Origin of the sequence: Bradyrhizobium sp. IC3195, assembly GCF_020193585.1 — a bacterium.
In the GTDB taxonomy this organism is placed as follows: domain Bacteria; phylum Pseudomonadota; class Alphaproteobacteria; order Rhizobiales; family Xanthobacteraceae; genus Bradyrhizobium; species Bradyrhizobium yuanmingense.
Genome location: NZ_JADYVG010000016.1, coordinates 1 through 19,531 on the forward strand (window position 1 = coordinate 1; position 19,531 = coordinate 19,531).

The 19,531-nt window shown below is 59.6% G+C and carries 17 protein-coding genes and 1 pseudogene; 12 read left to right on the top strand and 6 right to left on the bottom strand.

The window, feature by feature from the left end:
• Positions 1–308 (top strand): annotated as a pseudogene (locus I6F09_RS25625) (protease); the annotation flags it as partial.
• Positions 309–654: 346 nt separating this feature from the next.
• On the opposite strand, the gene I6F09_RS25630 reads toward I6F09_RS25625, so the two are convergent.
• The 3 genes from I6F09_RS25630 to I6F09_RS25640 all read right to left on the bottom strand — a co-directional run bounded on the left by I6F09_RS25630 (position 655) and on the right by I6F09_RS25640 (position 3,926).
• Positions 655–1,617, bottom strand: a complete 963-nt coding sequence (locus I6F09_RS25630) for a UDP-glucuronic acid decarboxylase family protein (RefSeq protein WP_225189340.1) — start codon at positions 1,615–1,617, stop codon at positions 655–657.
• Positions 1,618–1,764: 147 nt separating this feature from the next.
• Positions 1,765–2,514 carry a glycosyltransferase family 2 protein gene (locus tag I6F09_RS25635; protein WP_225189341.1) on the bottom strand — a complete coding sequence of 250 codons (750 nt, stop codon included), beginning with the start codon at positions 2,512–2,514 and terminating at the stop codon, positions 1,765–1,767.
• Between the two features lie 11 nt (positions 2,515–2,525).
• Positions 2,526–3,926, bottom strand: coding sequence for a capsule biosynthesis protein (locus I6F09_RS25640; RefSeq protein ID WP_225189342.1), 1,401 nt, complete (start codon positions 3,924–3,926; stop codon positions 2,526–2,528).
• Between the two features lie 163 nt (positions 3,927–4,089).
• Here I6F09_RS25640 and pseG point away from each other — a divergent pair, with 163 nt between their 5' ends.
• The 10 genes from pseG (at position 4,090) to I6F09_RS25690 (ending at position 15,328) form a co-directional block, all read left to right on the top strand.
• Positions 4,090–5,181, top strand: coding sequence for a UDP-2,4-diacetamido-2,4,6-trideoxy-beta-L-altropyranose hydrolase (gene pseG, locus I6F09_RS25645; protein ID WP_225189343.1), 1,092 nt, complete (start codon positions 4,090–4,092; stop codon positions 5,179–5,181).
• A gap of 138 nt (positions 5,182–5,319) precedes the next feature.
• The gene (locus tag I6F09_RS25650; RefSeq protein WP_225189427.1) at positions 5,320–5,958 is read left to right on the top strand and encodes a formyltransferase family protein; all 639 of its coding nucleotides are present in this window, start codon (positions 5,320–5,322) and stop codon (positions 5,956–5,958) included.
• Positions 5,959–5,961: 3 nt separating this feature from the next.
• Positions 5,962–7,074 carry a pseudaminic acid synthase gene (gene pseI / locus I6F09_RS25655; protein WP_225189344.1) on the top strand — a complete coding sequence of 371 codons (1,113 nt, stop codon included), beginning with the start codon at positions 5,962–5,964 and terminating at the stop codon, positions 7,072–7,074.
• Positions 7,067–8,461 (top strand): surface carbohydrate biosynthesis protein, encoded by a 1,395-nt coding sequence (locus I6F09_RS25660; protein ID WP_225189345.1) that lies wholly within the window; start codon positions 7,067–7,069, stop codon positions 8,459–8,461. Before pseI ends, I6F09_RS25660 begins: the two co-directional genes overlap by 8 nt.
• A gap of 3 nt (positions 8,462–8,464) precedes the next feature.
• Positions 8,465–9,973, top strand: a complete 1,509-nt coding sequence (locus I6F09_RS25665) for a teichoic acid transporter (RefSeq protein ID WP_225189346.1) — start codon at positions 8,465–8,467, stop codon at positions 9,971–9,973.
• Between the two features lie 245 nt (positions 9,974–10,218).
• Positions 10,219–10,971: a hypothetical protein gene (locus I6F09_RS25670; RefSeq protein ID WP_225189347.1), complete on the top strand. Its 753-nt coding sequence runs from the start codon at positions 10,219–10,221 to the stop codon at positions 10,969–10,971.
• Positions 10,972–11,168: 197 nt separating this feature from the next.
• Positions 11,169–12,047 (top strand): phytanoyl-CoA dioxygenase family protein, encoded by an 879-nt coding sequence (locus tag I6F09_RS25675; protein WP_225189348.1) that lies wholly within the window; start codon positions 11,169–11,171, stop codon positions 12,045–12,047.
• On the top strand, positions 12,040–12,987 hold the full coding sequence (locus I6F09_RS25680) for a class I SAM-dependent methyltransferase (RefSeq protein ID WP_225189349.1): 948 nt from the start codon (positions 12,040–12,042) through the stop codon (positions 12,985–12,987). Before I6F09_RS25675 ends, I6F09_RS25680 begins: the two co-directional genes overlap by 8 nt.
• Before the next feature lie 71 nt (positions 12,988–13,058).
• Positions 13,059–14,492, top strand: coding sequence for a DUF6418 domain-containing protein (locus I6F09_RS25685; RefSeq protein WP_225189350.1), 1,434 nt, complete (start codon positions 13,059–13,061; stop codon positions 14,490–14,492).
• Positions 14,489–15,328, top strand: coding sequence for a hypothetical protein (locus tag I6F09_RS25690; protein WP_225189351.1), 840 nt, complete (start codon positions 14,489–14,491; stop codon positions 15,326–15,328). The genes I6F09_RS25685 and I6F09_RS25690 overlap by 4 nt, the downstream gene beginning before the upstream one ends.
• Before the next feature lie 471 nt (positions 15,329–15,799).
• Here the strand turns inward: I6F09_RS25690 and pseF are convergent, their stop codons facing one another.
• The 3 genes from pseF to pseB are packed head-to-tail and all read right to left on the bottom strand — an operon-like array spanning position 15,800 to position 18,665.
• Positions 15,800–16,489, bottom strand: coding sequence for a pseudaminic acid cytidylyltransferase (gene pseF, locus I6F09_RS25695; protein ID WP_225189352.1), 690 nt, complete (start codon positions 16,487–16,489; stop codon positions 15,800–15,802).
• Positions 16,486–17,667, bottom strand: coding sequence for a UDP-4-amino-4,6-dideoxy-N-acetyl-beta-L-altrosamine transaminase (pseC, locus tag I6F09_RS25700; protein ID WP_225189353.1), 1,182 nt, complete (start codon positions 17,665–17,667; stop codon positions 16,486–16,488). The genes pseF and pseC overlap by 4 nt, the downstream gene beginning before the upstream one ends.
• Positions 17,664–18,665 (bottom strand): UDP-N-acetylglucosamine 4,6-dehydratase (inverting), encoded by a 1,002-nt coding sequence (gene pseB / locus I6F09_RS25705; RefSeq protein ID WP_225189354.1) that lies wholly within the window; start codon positions 18,663–18,665, stop codon positions 17,664–17,666. The genes pseC and pseB overlap by 4 nt, the downstream gene beginning before the upstream one ends.
• A gap of 191 nt (positions 18,666–18,856) precedes the next feature.
• Here pseB and I6F09_RS25710 point away from each other — a divergent pair, with 191 nt between their 5' ends.
• Entirely contained in the window at positions 18,857–19,528 is a 672-nt protein-coding gene (locus I6F09_RS25710; protein WP_225189355.1) for a class I SAM-dependent methyltransferase, read from the top strand.
• Positions 19,529–19,531 lie beyond the last annotated feature (3 nt).

Here is a 19,531-nt window from a genome sequence, read left to right on the forward strand (position 1 = left end):
GCGCCGCCGTGTATGGGACCTGGGCACCCATCGCAGCCGAGCAGACCGGCGGCGGATACGACGTGGCCTGGAGGGACTCGGTGACAGGTCACTACACGGTCTGGAGCACGGACAGCAACGGCAACTATACCGGCAATATCGTTCCCGAGGTGACGGGGACGAATGCATCACTTCGATCCCTCGAAACCACCTTCCATCAAGACCTCAATGGCGATGGCGCCGTTGGAGTTCCTTCGGCGGCTGCTGGGGCCGACACGTCATCTGCGACAGCGCTCCTCCTGCTGCACAACGGAGGTTTCGTTTTCTAACCTGAGATCGAGCCCCCTGGTAAGGTAGATAGCAGTGGTTCCATCAACAGCGGATTGCCGGATTCTTCGAACCACCTATTGCGGACTGGATTTCTCATGGAGACGCAAGCGTTCTCGTTCGATCATGGATTTTGGGAAGACCAGCACAGTGATCCGGCCAAGCCTGTCCCACATTACGGAGCTTCTGGCGCGAACCTTCCTGTTTCACTAGGATGAAGAGTGCGCCCGCCAAGCGCTGCTCGATCCGAGTCCCTGGGCGACGGATCACGATAGGGAAAATGCACCGCTTCCTGACCGGCGTGCTCTCGGCTCCGAACGGTAAGCTATCGTGGAGCCGTGGCTCCAATCAGGCCAGTTCGAGCGAGTGCTTGAAGTAGGCGATCGTCTCCTTCAGTCCGTCTTCGAGCGCAACCTTCGGCTCCCAGTTCAGCACGGCCTTTGCTTTGGTGAGGTCGGGCTGCCGCTGTCGCGGATCGTCCTGCGGCAGGGGCTTGAACATGAGCTTGGAACGCGAGCCGGTAAGCTTGATGACCTTCTCGGCCAGCTCACGGATAGTGAACTCGGAATTGTTGCCGATGTTGATCGGACCGGTGACGTCTTCGGTCGTCGCCATCAGCCGGGTAATGGCCTCGACCAGGTCGTCGACATAGCAAAACGAGCGGGTCTGGCCGCCGTCGCCGAACACTGTGATCGGCTCGCCTTGGAGCGCCTGGACGATGAAGGACGACACCACGCGGCCGTCGTTGGGCTGCATCCGCGGCCCGTAGGTGTTGAAGATGCGCGCAACCTTGATCGGCAAGCCATGCTGGCGCCAATAGTCGAAGAACAGCGTCTCGGCGCAACGCTTGCCCTCGTCGTAGCACGAGCGGATGCCGATCGGATTAACGTTGCCCCAGTAATCCTCCGTCTGAGGATGGATCAGCGGGTCGCCATAGACCTCACTGGTGGAGGCTTGAAAAATCCTCGCCTTCAGTCGCTTGGCGAGGCCGAGCATGTTGATCGCGCCGTGCACCGAGGTCTTGGTCGTCTGCACGGGATCGCGCTGGTAATGGATCGGCGAGGCCGGGCAGGCCAGGTTGAAGATGGCGTCAACCTCGATATAGAGCGGGAAGGTAACGTCGTGCCTGACCGCCTCGAATAGCGGATTAGCGATCAGGTGGGTGATGTTGCGCCGGCTGCCGGTGAAATAATTGTCCGCGGACACCACCTCGGCACCTGCATCGAGCAGTCGTTCGCAGAGATGCGATCCGATGAAGCCGGCGCCCCCGGTCACGAGGATGCGGCTGTTCTTATAGCTTGTAAAAGGCATTGTCGGTTCCAAAATACCCGGCCGGGCGGAGTGGCTCGAGGAGTGGTATCGGCAACCGCCGGCTCCGCCAATAGCCAAATACTCAGCTGGGTTACGGTATCGCGCTACCATTAATCTTCATGGCGGAGTGATGATGGCGTGCGCCGTCTAGAACTGGCGCCGCTTCAGCCAGGCGCGCGCGCTCCAATGGCCGAAGCACCAGGCCGATTTGAGCAGCGGCAGGTGCTCGACATTTCGATAGATGTTCCAAACCCATTTGGCAGAGCGCACTGGGCGACTGGAGACGGACGAGCCTCTGACACGATAACGCGCCAGGTCCTCGTTGAGGCCGTGGGCGATGTGACCGCGGCGCAGGATGGACAGCCACAGGCAGAAATCGTCATAGCCCTCGTTGGTCATGGCGACGGGACCTGAAATCTGGCGGTCGACCAACGCTGTCAGTGTCGCGATTGAGGTGTTCTTCAGGAGCTGGTCATAGCTCAGCTCTGCCGGCACCTCGATCAGCCGGCCCGCCATTGTATTGGCTTCGTCGATGCGGCGGAAAGCGGTGTAGCTGAGTGCAGCGCGCTTGTCGCGGGCAAAGCTGAGCTGGTGTTCGAGCTTCGTGGGCAGCCATAGGTCGTCGCTGTCGAGGAAGGCGAGATAGCGACCTTCGGCATTGTCGATCGCCGCCTGGCGCGCCAGCGCCGGACCGCCGTTCTTTGGCATCCGGATCAGCTTGACGCGCGGATCGCGCGCGCCGATCTCGGCCACGATCGCGGGCGTGCGATCGGTCGAGCAGTCATCGGCGATGAGCAGCTCCCAGTCACGGAAGGTCTGGACCAGAACCGAAGCGACGGTTTCCTCGATGAAGCGCTCGACGTTCCAGGATGGCGTGATGATCGAGACAAGGGCCATCGCGCAATCCTTCAACCGGCAACGGCAGTCTCGACTACCGCGGCGCGCAACGAGGCCGCGAATGTGTCGAGCTGTTTGGCGTCGCTGATGTAGAGTTCGCCCGCAAACGACCGCCGCCAGGCGGCCTCGAAATACGGGGCGCCCCTGACCGGGTCGAATGGGCCATCCCGCAGCGCCTCGCGCAAGCGGGTCGGCACGTCGCGCAGGCGGTCGGCGGCATAGATCAGCGGACATGAGCTGTAGAAGGCATCCCCCATCACGACGACCGGCTTGCCGAGCAGGAGCGCCTCAGCGCCGGCTTTGCTGTTGACGGATATGACGGCGTCGGAGCGGTTCAGCACGGTGTAATTGTTGGTCTGCGGCGGCAACAGCACGAAATTGTCGAACCGGCGCGCGAGCTCGAACAGGCGGGCGGCCGAGATGGCGCCGATCTGGGCGGGATGCTCCTTCGCCACCAACACGTGCGAATCCGGGATCGTCCGCAGCAGGAAATCGACGGTGGCAACCTGATCGAGATAGTCTGGCGAGCGCAGGGTCAGAGCCATGTCGGCCGGCACGTGAAAGGGGTAGTAGACGAACCGCTTGTCCGGCATTGGACGATAGAGCTTCTTCAGCCATGTCGCATTGAGTGCCATCGCTGCATGCACGCGGGCGTGGCGTAGATTGTGCCCGAATTCCTGGTGCTTGCCGAGGGCGAACTGGTCCCAGAGTTTCTCGGCGAGGCGGCGCGAGTTGCGCAGGTTGACCACCTTCTTGAAGGCCGCCGAATAATGATGCTGGTCCTTCTTGGGGATGACGATCGCCTGCTGCTTCAGGGTGTCGTCGAGATAGCTGCGCACTTCGGGCGACACCTCATCCGCAGGTGTCGCCATCACCTGTGGCGCGGCAAGACTGTCCGGCGTGAAGTACATCCGGCCGCGGAAGAATGACGGCTCGATGAACCAATTGCGGATACTGCGACGTTTCGCAGCGTAGAAGCTCGAGATCACCGAGAGAAAGCCGCCGAGCTCCTGCACCAGCACTGCGTCCTTGCCTTGCCTCGCGAGACGGTCGAGCAACGCCTCCATGGCGTTGGCGTAGATCATGAAGCGCCGGCGCAACGCCGCGCTGTCGCGGATTCCGAATGTGAAGCGCTCATGGCTGAACAGGAAATTGGAGCCGTCGAGGCCATAAGCTTCGATCCGTGCATCAAAAGCCGTCCGCTCATCGGGCGAGGGACCGGCCTTGAGGCCCTCGCGGTACATGTTCGTGACCGGCACACCCGCGGTCACCGACATCTCGGCACTGCGATCGTCAAAGGCGAGCAGTTCGACCTCGCATCCTGACGCGCGCAGACGCTGCGCGACCGGAATCCAGAACCGGGTCTGGTACTCGGCGAGCGTCGTGATCAGGATCGTCTTGGAGGAGCTCATGGTTGGTTTGCAATACGCTTAATTGAAGTTTCCGCATATAGAAGCTTGCGCGATAGCTCAAGGGCGGATTGAAGTGAGTTCCGGCCCCTGATTGTGGTAGCCAACGCTCTCATCAGCTACGATCGCGGGCAGAACAAGGTCGTTGGTCGGGTTCACGAACAGCATGCAGCGAGTCGTCTTTCGCGTTGACGCATCGGTCCAGATGGGTATGGGGCACCTCACCCGATGCCTCACGTTGGCGAATGCGCTTGCCGAAAGGGGCGCGAAGTCTTCCTTTCTTCTGCGCGGCAACGCTGCGGGTCTCGTCGCGTTGGTCGAAGGAAACGGACACGATATACGGCTATTGCCGGATCCGCCGGCCGGGAGCCCTATCGAGATGACCGGAGCGGGCATGTATGCGCATTGGCTGCCGACAACATGGCGACAGGACGCGGAGCAGACCTCTGAGGCCACGGACCAGATCGGCGCGGCCGATTGGCTCATTGTCGACCACTATGCGCTCGATTTTCACTGGGAAAGCGCATGTCGGCGCAATGGTCTGAGAATTCTTGCGATCGACGATCTGGCCGATCGCCAGCACGACTGCGACATTCTTCTCGACCAGAATCTCGTTCGAGAGATGCACGCGCGCTATCGCGACCAAGTGCCAGAGACCTGTGTGAAACTGCTCGGGCCGCGATACGCCCTGCTTCGCCCCGATTTCGCGCAACAGCGTCGCATGTTGACACGCCGCACCGGAGAGATCGGCCGCATTCTCGTCTGCTATGGCGGCTCCGATCCCACCAATGAGACCGCAAAAGCGGTGCGAGCGATTGCGAGCCTCCAGATACCGTCAGTGGAGGTCGATGTCGTCGTGGGGATGAGCAATCCCCATACGGACTCGATCGTGCGGTGGTGTAGCGGGTTGTCGGGTGCGCGGGTCTATCGGGGGGCTAACAATATCGCCGAGCTGATGCGGCGGGCCGATCTTTCGATCGGGGCCGGCGGCGTAATGAGCTGGGAGCGCTGTTGCCTGGGCCTGCCGGCCGTAGTGGTCGATATTGCCGACAACCAGATTGGCGCGCTAACGGCCCTGGCTGATGCGGGAGCTGCGCTTTATCTTGGTTCCGCGGCTGTCGTCACGGTTGAAATGCTTGCGGAAGGCATTCATTCGCTGTTTGACAGTGCACCGCGGGTCAGGACTATGGGCGAGGCCGCCCTTGGGCTAGTGGACGGCGAAGGAAGGAACCGGGTCGTGGCTCGGATGTGCGGCTAGGCCGTTGATTTCACGCCAAAACCCTGCCACCCGTCGAAAAATTCCGGTAGGGTGCAGCCAGCTGCTGGCCAAGCCGGACTTTCGTGCTAAACGCAGGGCGAAACTTGGGAATCCCGCTGTTCGGACCGTCGGTTGAAGATGAAGATTTCGATCCTCTGCTCCAGCGCGTCGCATCCGATCTACCCGCACCTGCAGCATTGGGCGCAGGTTACAGGTGCAACGCACGAGGTCGAACTCGTGCAAAGAAAGGTTGAACTCTCGGGCGGGGACATTCTGTTCCTGATCTCGTGCCACGAGATCATTTCAGTGGGCGATCGCTCACGCTACAGCAAGAGCCTCGTAATTCATGCGAGCGACCTTCCGCAGGGGCGCGGATGGTCGCCCCACATCTGGCAGATCCTCGAGGGGAAGAATGACATCGTTGTTTCATTGCTGGAGGCGGAGGACCAGGTGGACACAGGCGCCATCTGGGCGCAGCGTCACCTGATCCTCGAAGGTCATGAATTGTTCGACGAGATCAATGCAAAGCTGTTTGCGATCGAGCTCGATCTCATGAACGAGGCATTGGCCAGCATCGGACGAAAGGCGCCGGTTGCTCAGGATGACCGCGCGCCGACGTACTATCCTAAGCGTTCGCCGGAGGATTCGAGGCTGGATCCGGCGCAGCCCCTGGCTCAGCAATTCGAGCTTCTGCGGGTGGCGGATCCTGAGCGTTTTCCCGCGTTCTTCGATTTTCGCGGTCATCGCTATGTGGTGCGCATTGAGAAGGTGGAATAACTGATGAGTGACACGATATCCATTGCGGGCCGATCGATCGGCCGGGCGCATCGGCCGTTCATCATTGCGGAGATGTCCGGCAATCATAACCAGTCGCTGGAGCGCGCGTTGGCGATCGTCGGCGCCGCAGCGAAGTCGGGCGCGCATGCGCTCAAGCTTCAGACCTACACCGCTGATACGATGACGCTCGACCTTGGCGGCGACGAGTTCTTCATCGACGATCCGAATAGCCTCTGGAAGGGGAGGTCATTGCACAAACTCTACCAGGAGGCGTACACGCCGTGGGAATGGCACGCGCCGATCTTCGAGCGCGCGCGGTCGCTTGGGATGATCGCGTTCTCCACGCCCTTCGATGCAACGGCGGTTGATTTTCTCGAGAGCCTTGACGTTCCCTGCTATAAAATTGCATCCTTCGAGAACACCGATCTGCCGCTCATCCGCAAGGTTGCTGCGACCGGAAAGCCGATGATCATCTCGACGGGCATGGCCACGGTGGCCGATCTGGACGAGACGGTGAGGGCTGCCAGGGCGGCAGGCTGCAAGCAACTCGTCCTGCTGAAATGCACGAGCACCTATCCGGCGACGCCCTCAGATACGAACCTCATGACCATTCCGCACCTGCGCGCGCTGTTCGATTGCGAGGTAGGTTTGTCGGACCACACTTTTGGGATCGGCGCGTCAGTGGCAAGCGTGGCGCTCGGCGCGAGCGTGATCGAAAAGCACTTTACGCTTGCGCGGGCCGATGGCGGCGTCGACTCGACGTTTTCTATGGAACCTTCGGAGATGGCGGCCCTCGTGGTCGAAACTGAGCGGGCCTGGATGGCGCTCGGTGACGTTCGTTACGGCCTGACGGAGAAGGAGCGCGACTCTCTGGTCTTCCGCCGTTCGCTCTATGTGGCGGAAGACCTGGCGCCCGGCGACCTCCTGAGCGAGCGCAGTCTGCGCATTATTCGCCCCGGTCTCGGCCTGCCGCCGAAATATTTCGAGACCCTGATAGGTAAACGTGTCGGCCAGGCGGTTCGCCGGGGGACGCCGATGAGCTGGGACCTGCTGTCATCCCCTGAAGAAGCGGCGTCTGCGCAGCAGTTGTCCACGACGAGGAGCGCACGTGGCTGACCAGCCGCATGTCTGCCTGATCGTAGATAACCCCCTTCGCGACCTCGAAGGGCTGGTATTACTGGCGCGCCAACTGGCAACGCGCGGCGCACGGGTCACGCTGGTGCCGATGTACGAGCAGGGGTTCGATGTTCCGGCGCTGCGGCCCGAACTTGTACTTGTGAACTACATCCGGCCCAATAACGTCGACCTAATCAAGTCATACAGGCGTGCCGGAGTTCTGGTCGGCATTCTCGATACCGAAGGCATCGGCGGCAAGAACGCTGATCAGTTCGCCGGCATGGTCAAAGGGATGGGGTGCGCCGATCTCATCGATCTCTATTGTGTTTGGGGACAGGCGCAATATGCCGCTTTCCTGCGGCAAGGCACCGTCTCCGCGGACGTCCTTCGCGCGACGGGCTGCCCCCGTTACGATTTCTGCGCACCTCCCTGGCGCGCCGCCTTGCCTGAACCGTCGGTTGCTTCGAATTATGTTCTGATTAATACGAACTTTCCGACGGTAAATCCGCGATTTTCGGACAGCTCCTCTGATGAGGAGGGGGCAATGGTGCAAGCTGGTTTCGCACGCGAATTTGCGCGCCAGTTCATTGCAGAGGGGCGGGAGGCTTATCGCCACACGTTGGGCATGGCGATCAAGCTCGCCGAGCATTTTTCGGATGTGCCATTTGTGCTGCGGCCGCATCCGTTCGAAAATCTGGATTCATACGAGGCGTTTGCGCAATTGCCCAATGCGAGCGTCATCCAGAGTGGAACTTCGCTCGAATGGATCAGCGGCGCACGCCTGCTTGTTCATCAGAATTGCTCCACGGCTCTCGAGGCTACGATGCTGAATGTGGAGCCGCTGAGCTTGGAGTGGTTTAACACGCCGGCCCTTCGCCTAGATGCGGCGAGCAGAGTCAGCCGTCCGGCGCAGGGCGAGGCGGAGCTGATTGAATTGGTGCGGCAGGGCCTTAACGGGGAGCTGCCGCAACCTCCCTCCGAGATTGCGGACTTTCGTAGAGAGATCATTGGTGATCTCTACTTTGCTATGGATGGCGCCAGCTCCGTTCGGGTCTCTGAGGCCGTGTTCTCGACGATAGCCGCAGCCGAGCAGCGCCCGCGGCAGCCGGTCGGTTCGCGTGCGCCGTCGCTTCGCGGGATCGTGGCGGCGGCCGCTCGCCGTACCCTGGGGCATAGGGCAAGTAAAGCCTTGCGTCGCCTGTACGGCTCGACCGAGGGCGAGCGTCGTCGCGCAGGAAAGATATTTGACGAGAGACTCGTCAACACGATATTGCAACGTATCGATACTGCCGCAGTGGACCGGCGGCGGTTTATCGCCCGGACGCCAGCAAATGTCCCGGGCGGCATGTTCAGCGGTGCAAGCCTCCAGCTGGCGGAAGTGAAGTGAAAAGTGCTGCGCCGTTTTCTCAATAACACGGCGATCTCGGCCGTCGCTTACGGCATCGCAGGCGTGCTGGGCCTGTTAGCGGTAGGCCTAATTGCGAAGTCCTATGGCCTCGGGGTGCTGGGGCTAATCGTGCTTTTGCGCGCTTTTCTGCCGAGTGGCTTCCTCGCGGTGATCGATCTCGGCGTTTCTGAGATCACCACTCAGGTGATCGCGCGGGGGCGGCTCGGGGACTGGGTCACGGCTAGTGAAAAGGTTTCGTTGCTGGTCTTGCTTGCCTTGGCAACCGGATTGCTGTCGGGTGCGCTGTTGTGGCTCTCGGCGGCCGAACTTGCCGTGACTTTCAAAGTTCATGCTGATCAGTCCGAGGATTTCATTGCTATCTTGAAGGTATCAGCGCTGATCATGCCAATTGCCTTCCTTGGGCTGGCTGCAGAAGGGGCGCTTAAAGGATTTGAGCAGTACAGCTGGCTGCGACTGACAGAGGTGGCGGTAAGCGTCGCCTATGTGGGAGCCATCTTCATCGCTGTCTGGAGCAACCTTTCATTTGCCTGGATTGCTTACGCCTATCTAGCAACCATCGTTGCCAAATACGTCGTTCTTGCGCTTGTGCTCTGGCTGCTTGCGCGCAACACCTCGCTTCGCTTCAGGTCGTGGACTCCCGAAAGCCGTCATGACGTGGCGTACAGATGCTGGCTAATGCTGAATAACCGGGTCGCTGGAACTTTCCAGCAGACTCTGGTTCCCTTGGCCATAGGTGCACTGTACAGCCCGGTTGAAGTTGGAACCTACGATATACTGACGCGCCTGCCCCGCTTTCTCAAGACGACGATGAGCCCCCTCTATTCTGCGATTCTTCCGATTTCGGCACATCTCGACGAACGAACCGACGTTCGACGTTTGCAATTGCTCGGACGAAATGGCCTCGTTCTCCCTGCCGCAATCGTCGTGCCGATCCTGGTCGTAGTTGCGTTGTTTTCCCAGGACATATTGCGTGTCTGGGTCGGGCCCGAGCACACGAGCCAATGGCCCTGGTTGGCTCTGTCGCTGTTCGTTCCCGCTGTGACTGTCATGCTGGGGGCCGGGCAAACCGCCTTGATGGTCAGGTCGGACTTCCTGCGCATCAACACACGCCTGCTTTATCTGCAGGTCCTAACGCAGTATATGGTGACAGCACTCTTCCTGTCGTGGCTGCACGAGCGCGCCTTCATCCTCGGGTGGCTGCTGTCCTATGTAGTATTTGCGCCTTTGATTGCGCACCGCATGCTCTCAGCCATGCACCTGCCAAGGATGCTGTTTTGGGAGCAACTGGGCAAACAGACATTGGTAGCAGCCGTCCTTGCTGCGGGGACGATCGCCTACAAAACCTATTCGACGCCTCATACGCTTCCGCCACTGATCATAGTGGGAGCAATTGCCTGCGCCGCGGCGTGGATGCTTAGCATCGCTCTTGTTCTTTCACAAACCGATCGAGCCATGCTCGGCAAATTCGCACGCGCGCTGACGCAGCGATGATCTCGTCGTATCAACCCACTTCTTCCTTCGGCCAACGAAAAAGAAATTCGAGTGCCGGTTTCCTTCTGCCCGGGCGGTGTAACTCTGCTTATGGTCCCCGCTGGATCCGTCGTTGTGGGGCCTTGATCGGGCTCGGTCTTCATCTAAAATTGAGGGGCTGAAGCGGCCAACCGCCGGCAGCTTGCAGAGTGGCCGGCGCTGCACCTGGATAGCCGGCATTTACGTAGATTAGGCGGGAGAATTTCGTGTTCAGGCTTCCCAATTTCCATCCTAAGGTTCTTCTCTGGCGTGCTGCGACCAATATCGGGCCTCTACCAGTGCTGGTGAGGGCGCGGGAGTCCGCTGTATGGCAGGATTTCTGGCGTACCGAGAGAAGCGAGGCAGCGTTTCTCGACTACGCAAAGAATACGCCATTGCGAGATTGGCTTGCGAATTATTGCGCTGGACTGCGGCCGGAATCGGTGGTCGAACTCGGTCCGAATGTCGGGGCAAATCTTCAGGCAATTTGGCGGGCCGATCGCAACATTCGGCTCTATGGGGTCGAACTGAACGACAACGCCGTCAAATGGGGCATGCAGCACATGCCAGATGGCTGCGGTGCGGAGCTTCTGAATGGTTCGATGGCAGACGTGGAAGGTGTGCTCAAGCGCAACGGCATCGAAGGTGTGGACGTGGTCTTCAGCTGCGGGGCCACAATGCACGTGAACGACGAGATTTTCGCGGCCGCCAAGCAACAGGCTCTCAAGCTTGCGCGCAAGGCGATCATCCACGTGGAGTACAATGCTTGGACTCCCGCGGAACTGCAAAACGGACGAAATTGGCGTTCGTCTTTCTTGTCGGATCGCTGGGTTCGGGACTATGTTGCAGAGTACGAGTCTATGCCCGGCGTTTCCCGCGTCCATTGCTTTCGCATACCGCCAGCGATCAATGTCGCGCGTAATATCGGTCGGCTTTGGATCAACGATTTGACCGCCATGGTTGTCGTTCATCGGAACTGAGCCGGTCGGTGCGAAGTTCGGTTCCCCCTATAGGAATGCGCTTCTACAACTTCTAGGGTGCGCGGTTCCGACGGGGTGGTCTTCGGTTGCCCGTATAGCGCGGATTTGCTAAGGGCAAATCCGCTTTGGCGGGGCAGATCACGGGGTCTGAACGATATTTCTTTCCGCCATGTTGGGGGGCAGCGAAGATGGGAGTGATGTCGAGGGCGCTTTGGCAGGTGAATCGGTCGCCGCTGCGATGGGCAGTCAAGACGGGCGTGAGCACTTGGCACTACGGCGCCAAACGACAGCGCAAGCGAGAGTTGAACGGCTTGGACGTCACCGCGGCGCAGGCTGCCGCGGCGAAACAGCTGGATCGCGACGGTTACGCCATCGTCAGCGAGTTGATCGATCCCTATTTGCTGCATGAGCTTGCAGCGGCGGGCGAAGCCAAGCTGTCTGAAATCGACGCCGCCGACAAGCAGCAGGCCGGATACTGGAAAAAATTCCTGGTCCACTTGCTCGACTCGGAAATGGTCGATGGCAAACTTGCGGCCGATAATCTGTTCGTGCGCTACGCTTTGCAGCCAGGTGTGGTGAATGTCGTCGCCTCGGCGCTCGGAGAGGTCCCGTGGCTCGACTATGTCATGCTGTCGTATTCGAGGCACACCGGCGAGGCGCTGGCGTCTTCGCAACTGTGGCACCGTGACCATGATGATGTCAGAGTGGTGAAGTTCTACACCTATCTCACCGATGTGAAGGAGGACGCCGATGGTCCCTTCACTTTCCTGCCACGGCAATCCACTGAACGATTTGGCTACCCGTTGCTCGGCAGTCATTTTAGGGACGATGAGGTATTCGAGAAAGTGCCGCGTCAAGATGTGAAGGTTATGAAGGCGCCTCGTCTGGTTTCCTTCATTGTCGATACCGGTCGTTGTCTGCACATGGGCAGCCGGATCGCACCTGGTCACGGCCGGCTGATGTACACTGCGACCTTCATTGCCTTTCCCCGTATGTTTCCCGGGGGCAAGAAACGGCCGTTCCGTGCGACGCCGGGCATGTCCGACCTGGACAAGATGATCTTGGGTCTTGGTTGATCTCGGCGTTTCCGCTATCCCGAACGGCGAGGCCACCGAGATTTTCATGGATCAGCAATCAAGAGCATTTTGGACAGGGTCGCATAATATTGCGCCGGCATCGAGGCTAGAATTGTCCCATGCCTATGCGGCGGACCTTGCACGGAGTCTGCTTCGCCTGGCATTCAAGAAGGTTAAACGGACGCGCGACGTCGTGGATTCCGAATACAATGGCGGCGCCTGGGACAGGGTGCTGAGCGAGCGCGCCTGGCTCGAGACGCCTCTGGAAGAGTTTCTCGTGGGGCAAAGTCACTCACCTCGGCTGGCGAAGGTGAGCGGTCAGCTCGTGCGTATCGCGACGAAGGACTATTACTCGTATCGCATCGGGGCGCTGTCAGAGCTAATGGCGCGCCATGCGGGTGACGCGACATCCCTGATCGAGTTGGGCGCCGGAACCGGTTACAATCTGTTTTCGCTGAGCCTGAATCCTCGATGGACCCAGCTTCGCGGGTTCGACATCGCGCCGAACGGTATTGAAGCGGGACGACAGATCGCTCGACATTATGGGCTGGATGGGCGCGTCAGCTTCGACCGGATCGATCTAACGGACGCGCACGACCCTCAGTTCGGTCAACTTGCAGGTGCGACAGTCTTTACTCATTTCTGCATTGAGCAGATCCCCTATGCCGTGGACGCGGTGATCGAGAACATTCTGCGGGCGCGGCCGAGCCGTGTCGTGAACATCGAGCCCGCGATCGACATGCTGAGCTTGTCCGATCCGCGCGATTTGGCAAGTTTTCTCTACTTGAAATCAGTTGATTACCAGACCCGTCTTTTCGCTCTGCTGGATGAGCTTGAACGGAAGGGGCGGATTCGGATTCTTGCTCGCGAGCGAATGGCCTACGCTCCCACATTGCACAATGACGGTCTGTTGTATGCATGGGAGCCGCTGGGCGGGTAATCGAATCAGGCATCCAGTTCGGTGCTTTCGCGCGTCTCGGCGGGGCGCGTCGCTAGATGGGGGAACGTGAAGTGGACGCATTGCTGGAACCTGAGCCGCTGCTCGCGTTGATGCTGAACATAACCGTCACGTTTTCGGTTTTTGCGCTCATCGCCCGAGTTTCGCTGAGCCAGCCCGGGTTGCTTCTCCTCGCTTTCCTTTTCCTCTTTTCGTGCGTCTGGAGACTAGCCTCAGTCTTCTACATTGACGTATTTGGGCCGATCTTCTCGGAGCAGCTGGGACGAAGCATTGGTCCTGGGATTGCGGTGGTGCCGCTGGGCGTCTGCCAAGCTGCTGTCCTCCTGATGTTGCTGGTCTCGTTTCATCCCCGGCGTCTGGAAGCTCTCGCAGGCGCGCCCAATTCCAGAATTTCAAGTCTCCTGCCGGCCGGCGGCCTCGACTTGTTTAGTCTGGCGTTCTGGGTCGTACTCTTGTTCGAGCTTGCTCTCTGGATAGAGATGTTGAACCGGGGCGCGATCCCGCTTTTCAACAAACTTGAACGGATCGACTATTCGCGGCAACTCGGGGGCTTTCTCCATGGTCGCCTAATGGATTGGGGACCGATGCTGGCTTTCCAGCTGGGACTGCTTTTCGCGATGCCGGCGCTCCGTGGCGCGCGCTTCGACTACCGATTTGGAGGCCTGTTCGGCGGCCTGATGGTTTATCTGCTCCTTGTCGGGCACAGGTTTTCGTCGTTCTTTCTGTATTTCTCGTTCTTCATTATGCCCCTGGGCAGCATTCTCTTGGGGCGAGGCCAAGCCGCAGGGTTCGACAAATCGGCGTTCTTCCGCATGCTGCGCGGACTGTGGTTGCCGGTGACCGGTCTTGGCCTCGTCGTTCTGGGGGCTCTCACATATTCCTACACCGTTGTGCGTGGTGCGGAATCGGAATTGCTGCAGACTAAACTCACTCAGCGGCTTCTCGTTCAGCAGGGCGAGATGTGGTGGATGACGTATGAGCGCGTTTTTGTATATGGAGACTGGAATGCGCTTCTGGCTTCCGTCAAACTTTTTCTGGATCCCTTCAATCCGAACCGCAATTCAACGATGCAACTGCTGATGGAGCTTAGCCTGCCGATCGAGCGCGCGCATGCCTTACTTGATTGGGGGGTGGCCTACACGGGCGGTTGGCCGGAAGTCTCGTTCGAACTTGGCGGACCCGTCAACGGTTTTATTCTTGTTGTGCTCTCGGCAATCATGTTTTCGGAGTTCTTGTTCTTGCTGACGCGATGTGTCGTGGAGGAGCGGTATGCTACTTGCTTTTTCCTGACGCCGATATTGTATGCAATTGAAGTCTACCTCGTGTCCGGAATGATGAATTCGTTCATCCAGCTGACTTTTATGATAAAGTTGGGAGCGGCGATTTTCGTTTACGCCCTGGAAGATAGGTGGCGGGCCAGCTTAATAGCATCGGCATCGTATGGAATGAGCGAGGCGACGGCACTCGAGAGGGAAGTCATGTCATGAGAAATCCGACGGCTTCCATATCCACTGTTGCTTATGTTGGCGGAATGCTCGGCTATCTGGCTCGCGCGATTAAGTTCCGGGCGAAGGCCATAGTCCTGATTCCGCTCGCTGCGGCGCTGGTCGTCTTCGTCGTGGACTGGATGCGTCCTATTGTTTACGCGGCGGACGCCCTGGTGCGGGTTGGCCGGGTTGACGGTGCCGAAGTCGCACCGATCTCGTCGATCGTGTTCCAGATGAACTCGATGTCATTCAAGCGCCGGGCTTTCGAGGCCGCGGGCTCATCCGCTGATGGCGACGCCAAGGCGCGTCAATTGGTCCTGGACAGTTTTAACGTGCGGCCTGCGTCTTCCGAAATGCTCGCATTGTTCGTCGGTGCTCCGAGCGAGCAGGCCGCCACCGAGGCGCTCCAAGCCGCAGTGCGCACGCTGAACGCCGATCAAGATAAGATTCGCGCCCCCGCGCTTTCAGAGATTAACACAAGGATCGCACTGATCGATTCTAATATCGCCAGTCTCACCAGGGTTCGGGAGGCGCTATCGTCTCCCGAGTCGATCGCGCCTTCAGCTGAAAACGATCCGGCCTCATTGATACTGCGCCGAATCTGGCTGCTCGACCTGATCGCGCGCAACGAGGAAAAGTTGGTTGAGGCGACGAACGACCGACGCGCACTGGCGGAGCGGATTGGGCCTTCCAGGACCTACCCGGCGACGCTCAGCGATGATGTGACCGTCCGGAAGATTTCTCCAAATCCGCTTCGGCGCGCAATTTTCGCCGGGGCGATTGTTCTATTAATTGTGCTCGTCTATGCCATGTTGAGGAAACCAATCTCGGCCTAGGCTGGTGGTCCATTCGCAGTTTGTCGATGCAGGCCACGTTACGAGCGGTTGGCGCGATCGGGCAACTCTGAGTCAAGTGCCAGGCGGAGCATTCCTCAAGATGAATATCCTGGTGATCCCGGGAGCACCAAAGTGAGCTGAGAGACCGTCTAAGAGACTCTCCCGTATTTTTGATCGGATGGTCTGCTCAGTGTCGGGAAGGCGTATGTGCAGGACGTCGCCTCGGGAGCTACTTGGGTGTCAATGGTGCTCTGAACCCATTTAAAGAGGGATGATGACGATGTACCGACGCGCAAGCCAGCCCGGCAAGATATTGGATTGCATGATGGCTGGCCAGTTAAGCCCGAAGGCATTCTCCCCGTCGTCGACAATGCTTCGCTACATGGAAGCGGCCCTTGCCGCGGGAATACGAGCCTTCGCTCAAGCGGGACGATCTCGCCGCGGCCCTTCGTCCCTGCTCGTCGCGCGGGGCTAGCTGCCGTTGATCGCGCGGAACATGTGTTCCGCCTGTTCCCAGTCTTCGACGTCGTCGATGTCTTGCACCAAGTGTCGTGGCAGCACGATTCCCACCGAACGCTCTGAAAAGAGAGGAATATCTTCCAGGAACGCCGCGGCGGTCCCCCAGTAGAATTGGCCAGCGTCGTGGTAGGCCGGCTCGAGATCCTGTGACCTCGTCATGCGATGCTCCGGGTGAAACGGATCGACGCGTCCGGCAGGGGTCATGCGCAAGGCACGCTGGATCGGAAAGGCGTAGCTCGTCACCGAAAACGCGAAGGCAGCGTCGGAACTCGTGAGGGCGTCATAGGCCTCTCGCAGAAAGCACGCTTGGATCAGCGGCGCAGTCGCATAGATGCAGCAAACATGTGTGATGTCATCGCCGCGTTCGAGAAACCAACTTACCGCGTGCTTGACGACTGCGGCAGTCCCGGTGTGGTCGTCAGCTATTTCTTTCGGGCGAACAAAAGGGGCGACCGCGCCGAATTGGCAGGCGACCTCGGATATCTCCTCGTCCTCGGTAGAGACGATGATCTCGTCGAACAGGCCGCTCGCCTGCGCCGCTTCGATCGAATAGGCGATGATGGGCTTGCCGCAGAACGGACGGATGTTCTTGCGCGGGATGCGCTTACTGCCGCCGCGGGCCGGGATGACCGCGATCTTCACGCGAGAATCTTGGTGAGCGCCGCGACGACGGTGTCCTGCTCGGCATCCGTCATCTTCGAGAACAGCGGCAGCGTGATGGCGTCCTGGTAGTAGCTCTCGGCCTCCGGGAACATGCCGACCTTGAAGCCCAGGCGCTGGAAATAGGGCTGGGTGTGCACGGGGATGTAATGCACGTTGACGCCGATTCCGGCGGCGCGCAGGGCCTCGAACACCTGGCGGCGGCTGAGCTTGATCTCGCTGCGTCGCAACCGGATCACATAGAGGTGCCAGGCCGAGTTCGTATCGGGATGCTGCCATGGACAGGTCACCGGCAGCTTGGTCAGCAGGCGATCGTAGCGCGCCGCAAGCTGGCGCCGGCGCGCCACGAAGGCATCGAGCCGGTTGAGCTGGCTGCTGCCGAGCGCCGCCTGGATGTCCGTCATGCGGTAGTTCAATCCGAGCTCGATCTGCTCATACATCCAGGGACCGTGTTGGTCCTCGTTGGAACGCCGCTCGTCGGCCGTTGCGGGCGATTGCATCGGGCGGATGATGCCATGGGTACGCAGATAGCCGAGCCGCTCAGCGAGCTTCGGAGCATTGGTCATCAGCATGCCGCCTTCGCCGGTCGTGATGATCTTGACCGGATGGAAGCTGAACACCGTGGCGTCGCTGAAGCCGCCATCGCCGACCTTGCGTCCGCGGTAGGCGCCGCCGACCGCGTGCGATGCGTCCTCGACGATGTGGAATCCGTAGCGGTCCGCGAGCGCGCGGATCTCCACCATCTCGCAACACTGCCCGGCGAAATGCACGGGCACCACTACTTTCGGAAGTCGGCCCGTAGCTTCTGCCTGGGCGAGCTTTTCGGCCAGCGCCGCAACGCTCATGTTGTAGGTGCGCGGATCGATGTCGACGAAATCGACGTTTGCGCCGCAATAGAGCGCGCAATTGGCGGAGGCCACAAATGTGTTCGGCACCGTCCACAGGACGTCGCCGGGCCCGAGATCAAGTGCGAGACAGGCGATGTGGAGCGCGGCGGTTGCGTTCGACACCGCGATGCCGTAGGCGGCCCCGCAATATTTCGCCAGTGCCTGCTCGAAGCGGGGACCGGCCTGTCCCTGGGTCAGCCAGTCCGAAGTCAGGACGTCCCTGACCGCGTCGATGTCATCGGCAGAGATATCCTGGCGACCATAGGGGATCATTGGACCGCTGTCTCGTTGAACTCTCGGATCTCGGCAACGTCGAGGAAGTGATCGTTGCTGCCGGAATTGTACTCGAACCCGTCGGAGACCGGTTCACCATGTTCGCCGATCTGGTTGGTGAGGTAGTCAACGTCACGGCGGAAAAACTTGATCGTCGGCTTGATCACGAAGTGGTCGCTGAACTTCAGCGTCAGATGCGAATCGTCAGTTGGGCACATCACCTCGTGCAGCTTCTCGCCCGGCCGGATACCGATCACGCGGGTCGGCAGGTTCGGCGCCATCGCGGCCGCGAGGTCGGGGATGCGCACCGAGGGGATCATCGGAACGAAGATCTCGCCACCCGACATGCGCTCGAAGCTCTTGATCACGAAATCAACGCCCTGTTGCAACGAGATCCAGAACCGCGTCATTCGCGGATCGGTGATCGGCAGATGATCCGCCCCTTCGGCTATCAGCCTGTTGAACAGGGGCACGATTGAGCCGCGCGAACCGACGACATTGCCGTAACGAACCACGGCAAAAGCCGTACGATGGCCGCCAGCCATGTTGTTGGCGGCAATGAACAGCTTGTCCGAGGCCAGCTTGGTCGCGCCATAGAGATTGATCGGCTGCGCGGCCTTGTCCGTCGAGAGCGCGATTACCTTGTCAACGTTCGCAGCGAGCGCCGCTTGAATCACGTTCTCCGCACCATGGACGTTGGTCTTGATGCACTCCATGGGATTGTATTCGGCCGCTGGTACCTGCTTCAACGCAGCGGCGTGAACGACGAAGTCGATCCCTTCCATGGCCGTGCGGAGGCGTTCACCGTCCCGGACGTCGCCAATGAAATAGCGCATCTCAGGCTGATCGAAGTCCTGCTGCATCTCGTATTGCTTCAGCTCGTCGCGCGAATAGACGACGACGCGACGCGGCTTGAAGTCCCTCAGCAGGCAGCCGACGAACTTCTTTCCGAACGAGCCCGTGCCTCCGGTGATCAGTACAGATCTTTCGTCAAACATGGGCGTTTACAGCGACCTGCGGTGATGTCGGGGGGAACGGCGGCTGTTACCATAGTCATTTGAAGCCGTCTAGGCCGGAATCGCCTGTAGGAAGAAGCTGCGGCTCCGGCACCTTGGGGCCGAGCAAGTCGTGCTTTCAACCGGCGGAGAGTTTGGCTAGATATTGGGGAGGTTAACCGACCAGGTCGATCATGATTGAACGGATAAAGAGCCGCCCGGATGCTTTTCCGCAACGTCGGCGGCATCAGGATCTCATCGAGTTTATCAGGGAAGAGAAGTCGGGTTTGGTGGGCAGGGTGCTCGATGTCGGTTGCGGACCGGGATATCTTGCTGAGCTAATGAGAGAAGCCGGGTTCCCGGAGATTCACGGGGTGGACTGGGGAACCCCTTCCTCGGTTATTCCGAATTCCCTTGCATCCTACCAGCAGGTCGATCTCAACGAACAGAGGTTGGAAGAAGTAATCGACTCCAAGTTTGATCTCATCGTGTGCTCGGACACGTTAGAGCATCTCGAGTGCCCGGCCAAAGTCATACGGTCGATGAGACAGCTGTTGACGGATACGGGTTCCCTTTACGTCACAGTGCCGAACTGCGCTAATGTCTTTCAAAGAGTGAGCTGGCTGCTGACAGGCAACAGTTATCGTTACCGAACGGAGCGTCCCGGCGAGTTTGGTCACATATCGCTGTTTCCGTCTTCGGTAATGAACTCCCTTATCAACCGCGCTGGTCTGCGACAGGTGCGCAAGGGAAAGGGCTATATTGCCGCAGCTGGCTTCATTACCCGCAAGGGCATGAAGTTCAGCGACTTCTGGAGCTATTCGAGTTATTACCACTTCAAGCCGGTTGGATCGAAGCCTGAGTGAGCC

Bases quoted from the DNA above. Each gene is read 5' to 3' on its own strand.
- pseC (WP_225189353.1), bottom strand. From the start codon at position 17,667: ATGATCCCCTATGGTCGCCAGGATATCTCTGCCGATGACATCGACGCG.
- I6F09_RS25650 (WP_225189427.1), top strand. From the start codon at position 5,320: ATGAAGATTTCGATCCTCTGCTCCAGCGCGTCGCATCCGATCTACCCG.
- I6F09_RS25690 (WP_225189351.1), top strand. From the start codon at position 14,489: ATGAGAAATCCGACGGCTTCCATATCCACTGTTGCTTATGTTGGCGGA.
- pseI (WP_225189344.1), top strand. From the start codon at position 5,962: ATGAGTGACACGATATCCATTGCGGGCCGATCGATCGGCCGGGCGCAT.
- I6F09_RS25710 (WP_225189355.1), top strand. From the start codon at position 18,857: ATGATTGAACGGATAAAGAGCCGCCCGGATGCTTTTCCGCAACGTCGG.
- pseB (WP_225189354.1), bottom strand. From the start codon at position 18,665: ATGTTTGACGAAAGATCTGTACTGATCACCGGAGGCACGGGCTCGTTC.
- I6F09_RS25635 (WP_225189341.1), bottom strand. From the start codon at position 2,514: ATGGCCCTTGTCTCGATCATCACGCCATCCTGGAACGTCGAGCGCTTC.
- I6F09_RS25640 (WP_225189342.1), bottom strand. From the start codon at position 3,926: ATGAGCTCCTCCAAGACGATCCTGATCACGACGCTCGCCGAGTACCAG.
- I6F09_RS25630 (WP_225189340.1), bottom strand. From the start codon at position 1,617: ATGCCTTTTACAAGCTATAAGAACAGCCGCATCCTCGTGACCGGGGGC.
- pseG (WP_225189343.1), top strand. From the start codon at position 4,090: ATGCAGCGAGTCGTCTTTCGCGTTGACGCATCGGTCCAGATGGGTATG.
- I6F09_RS25675 (WP_225189348.1), top strand. From the start codon at position 11,169: ATGTCGAGGGCGCTTTGGCAGGTGAATCGGTCGCCGCTGCGATGGGCA.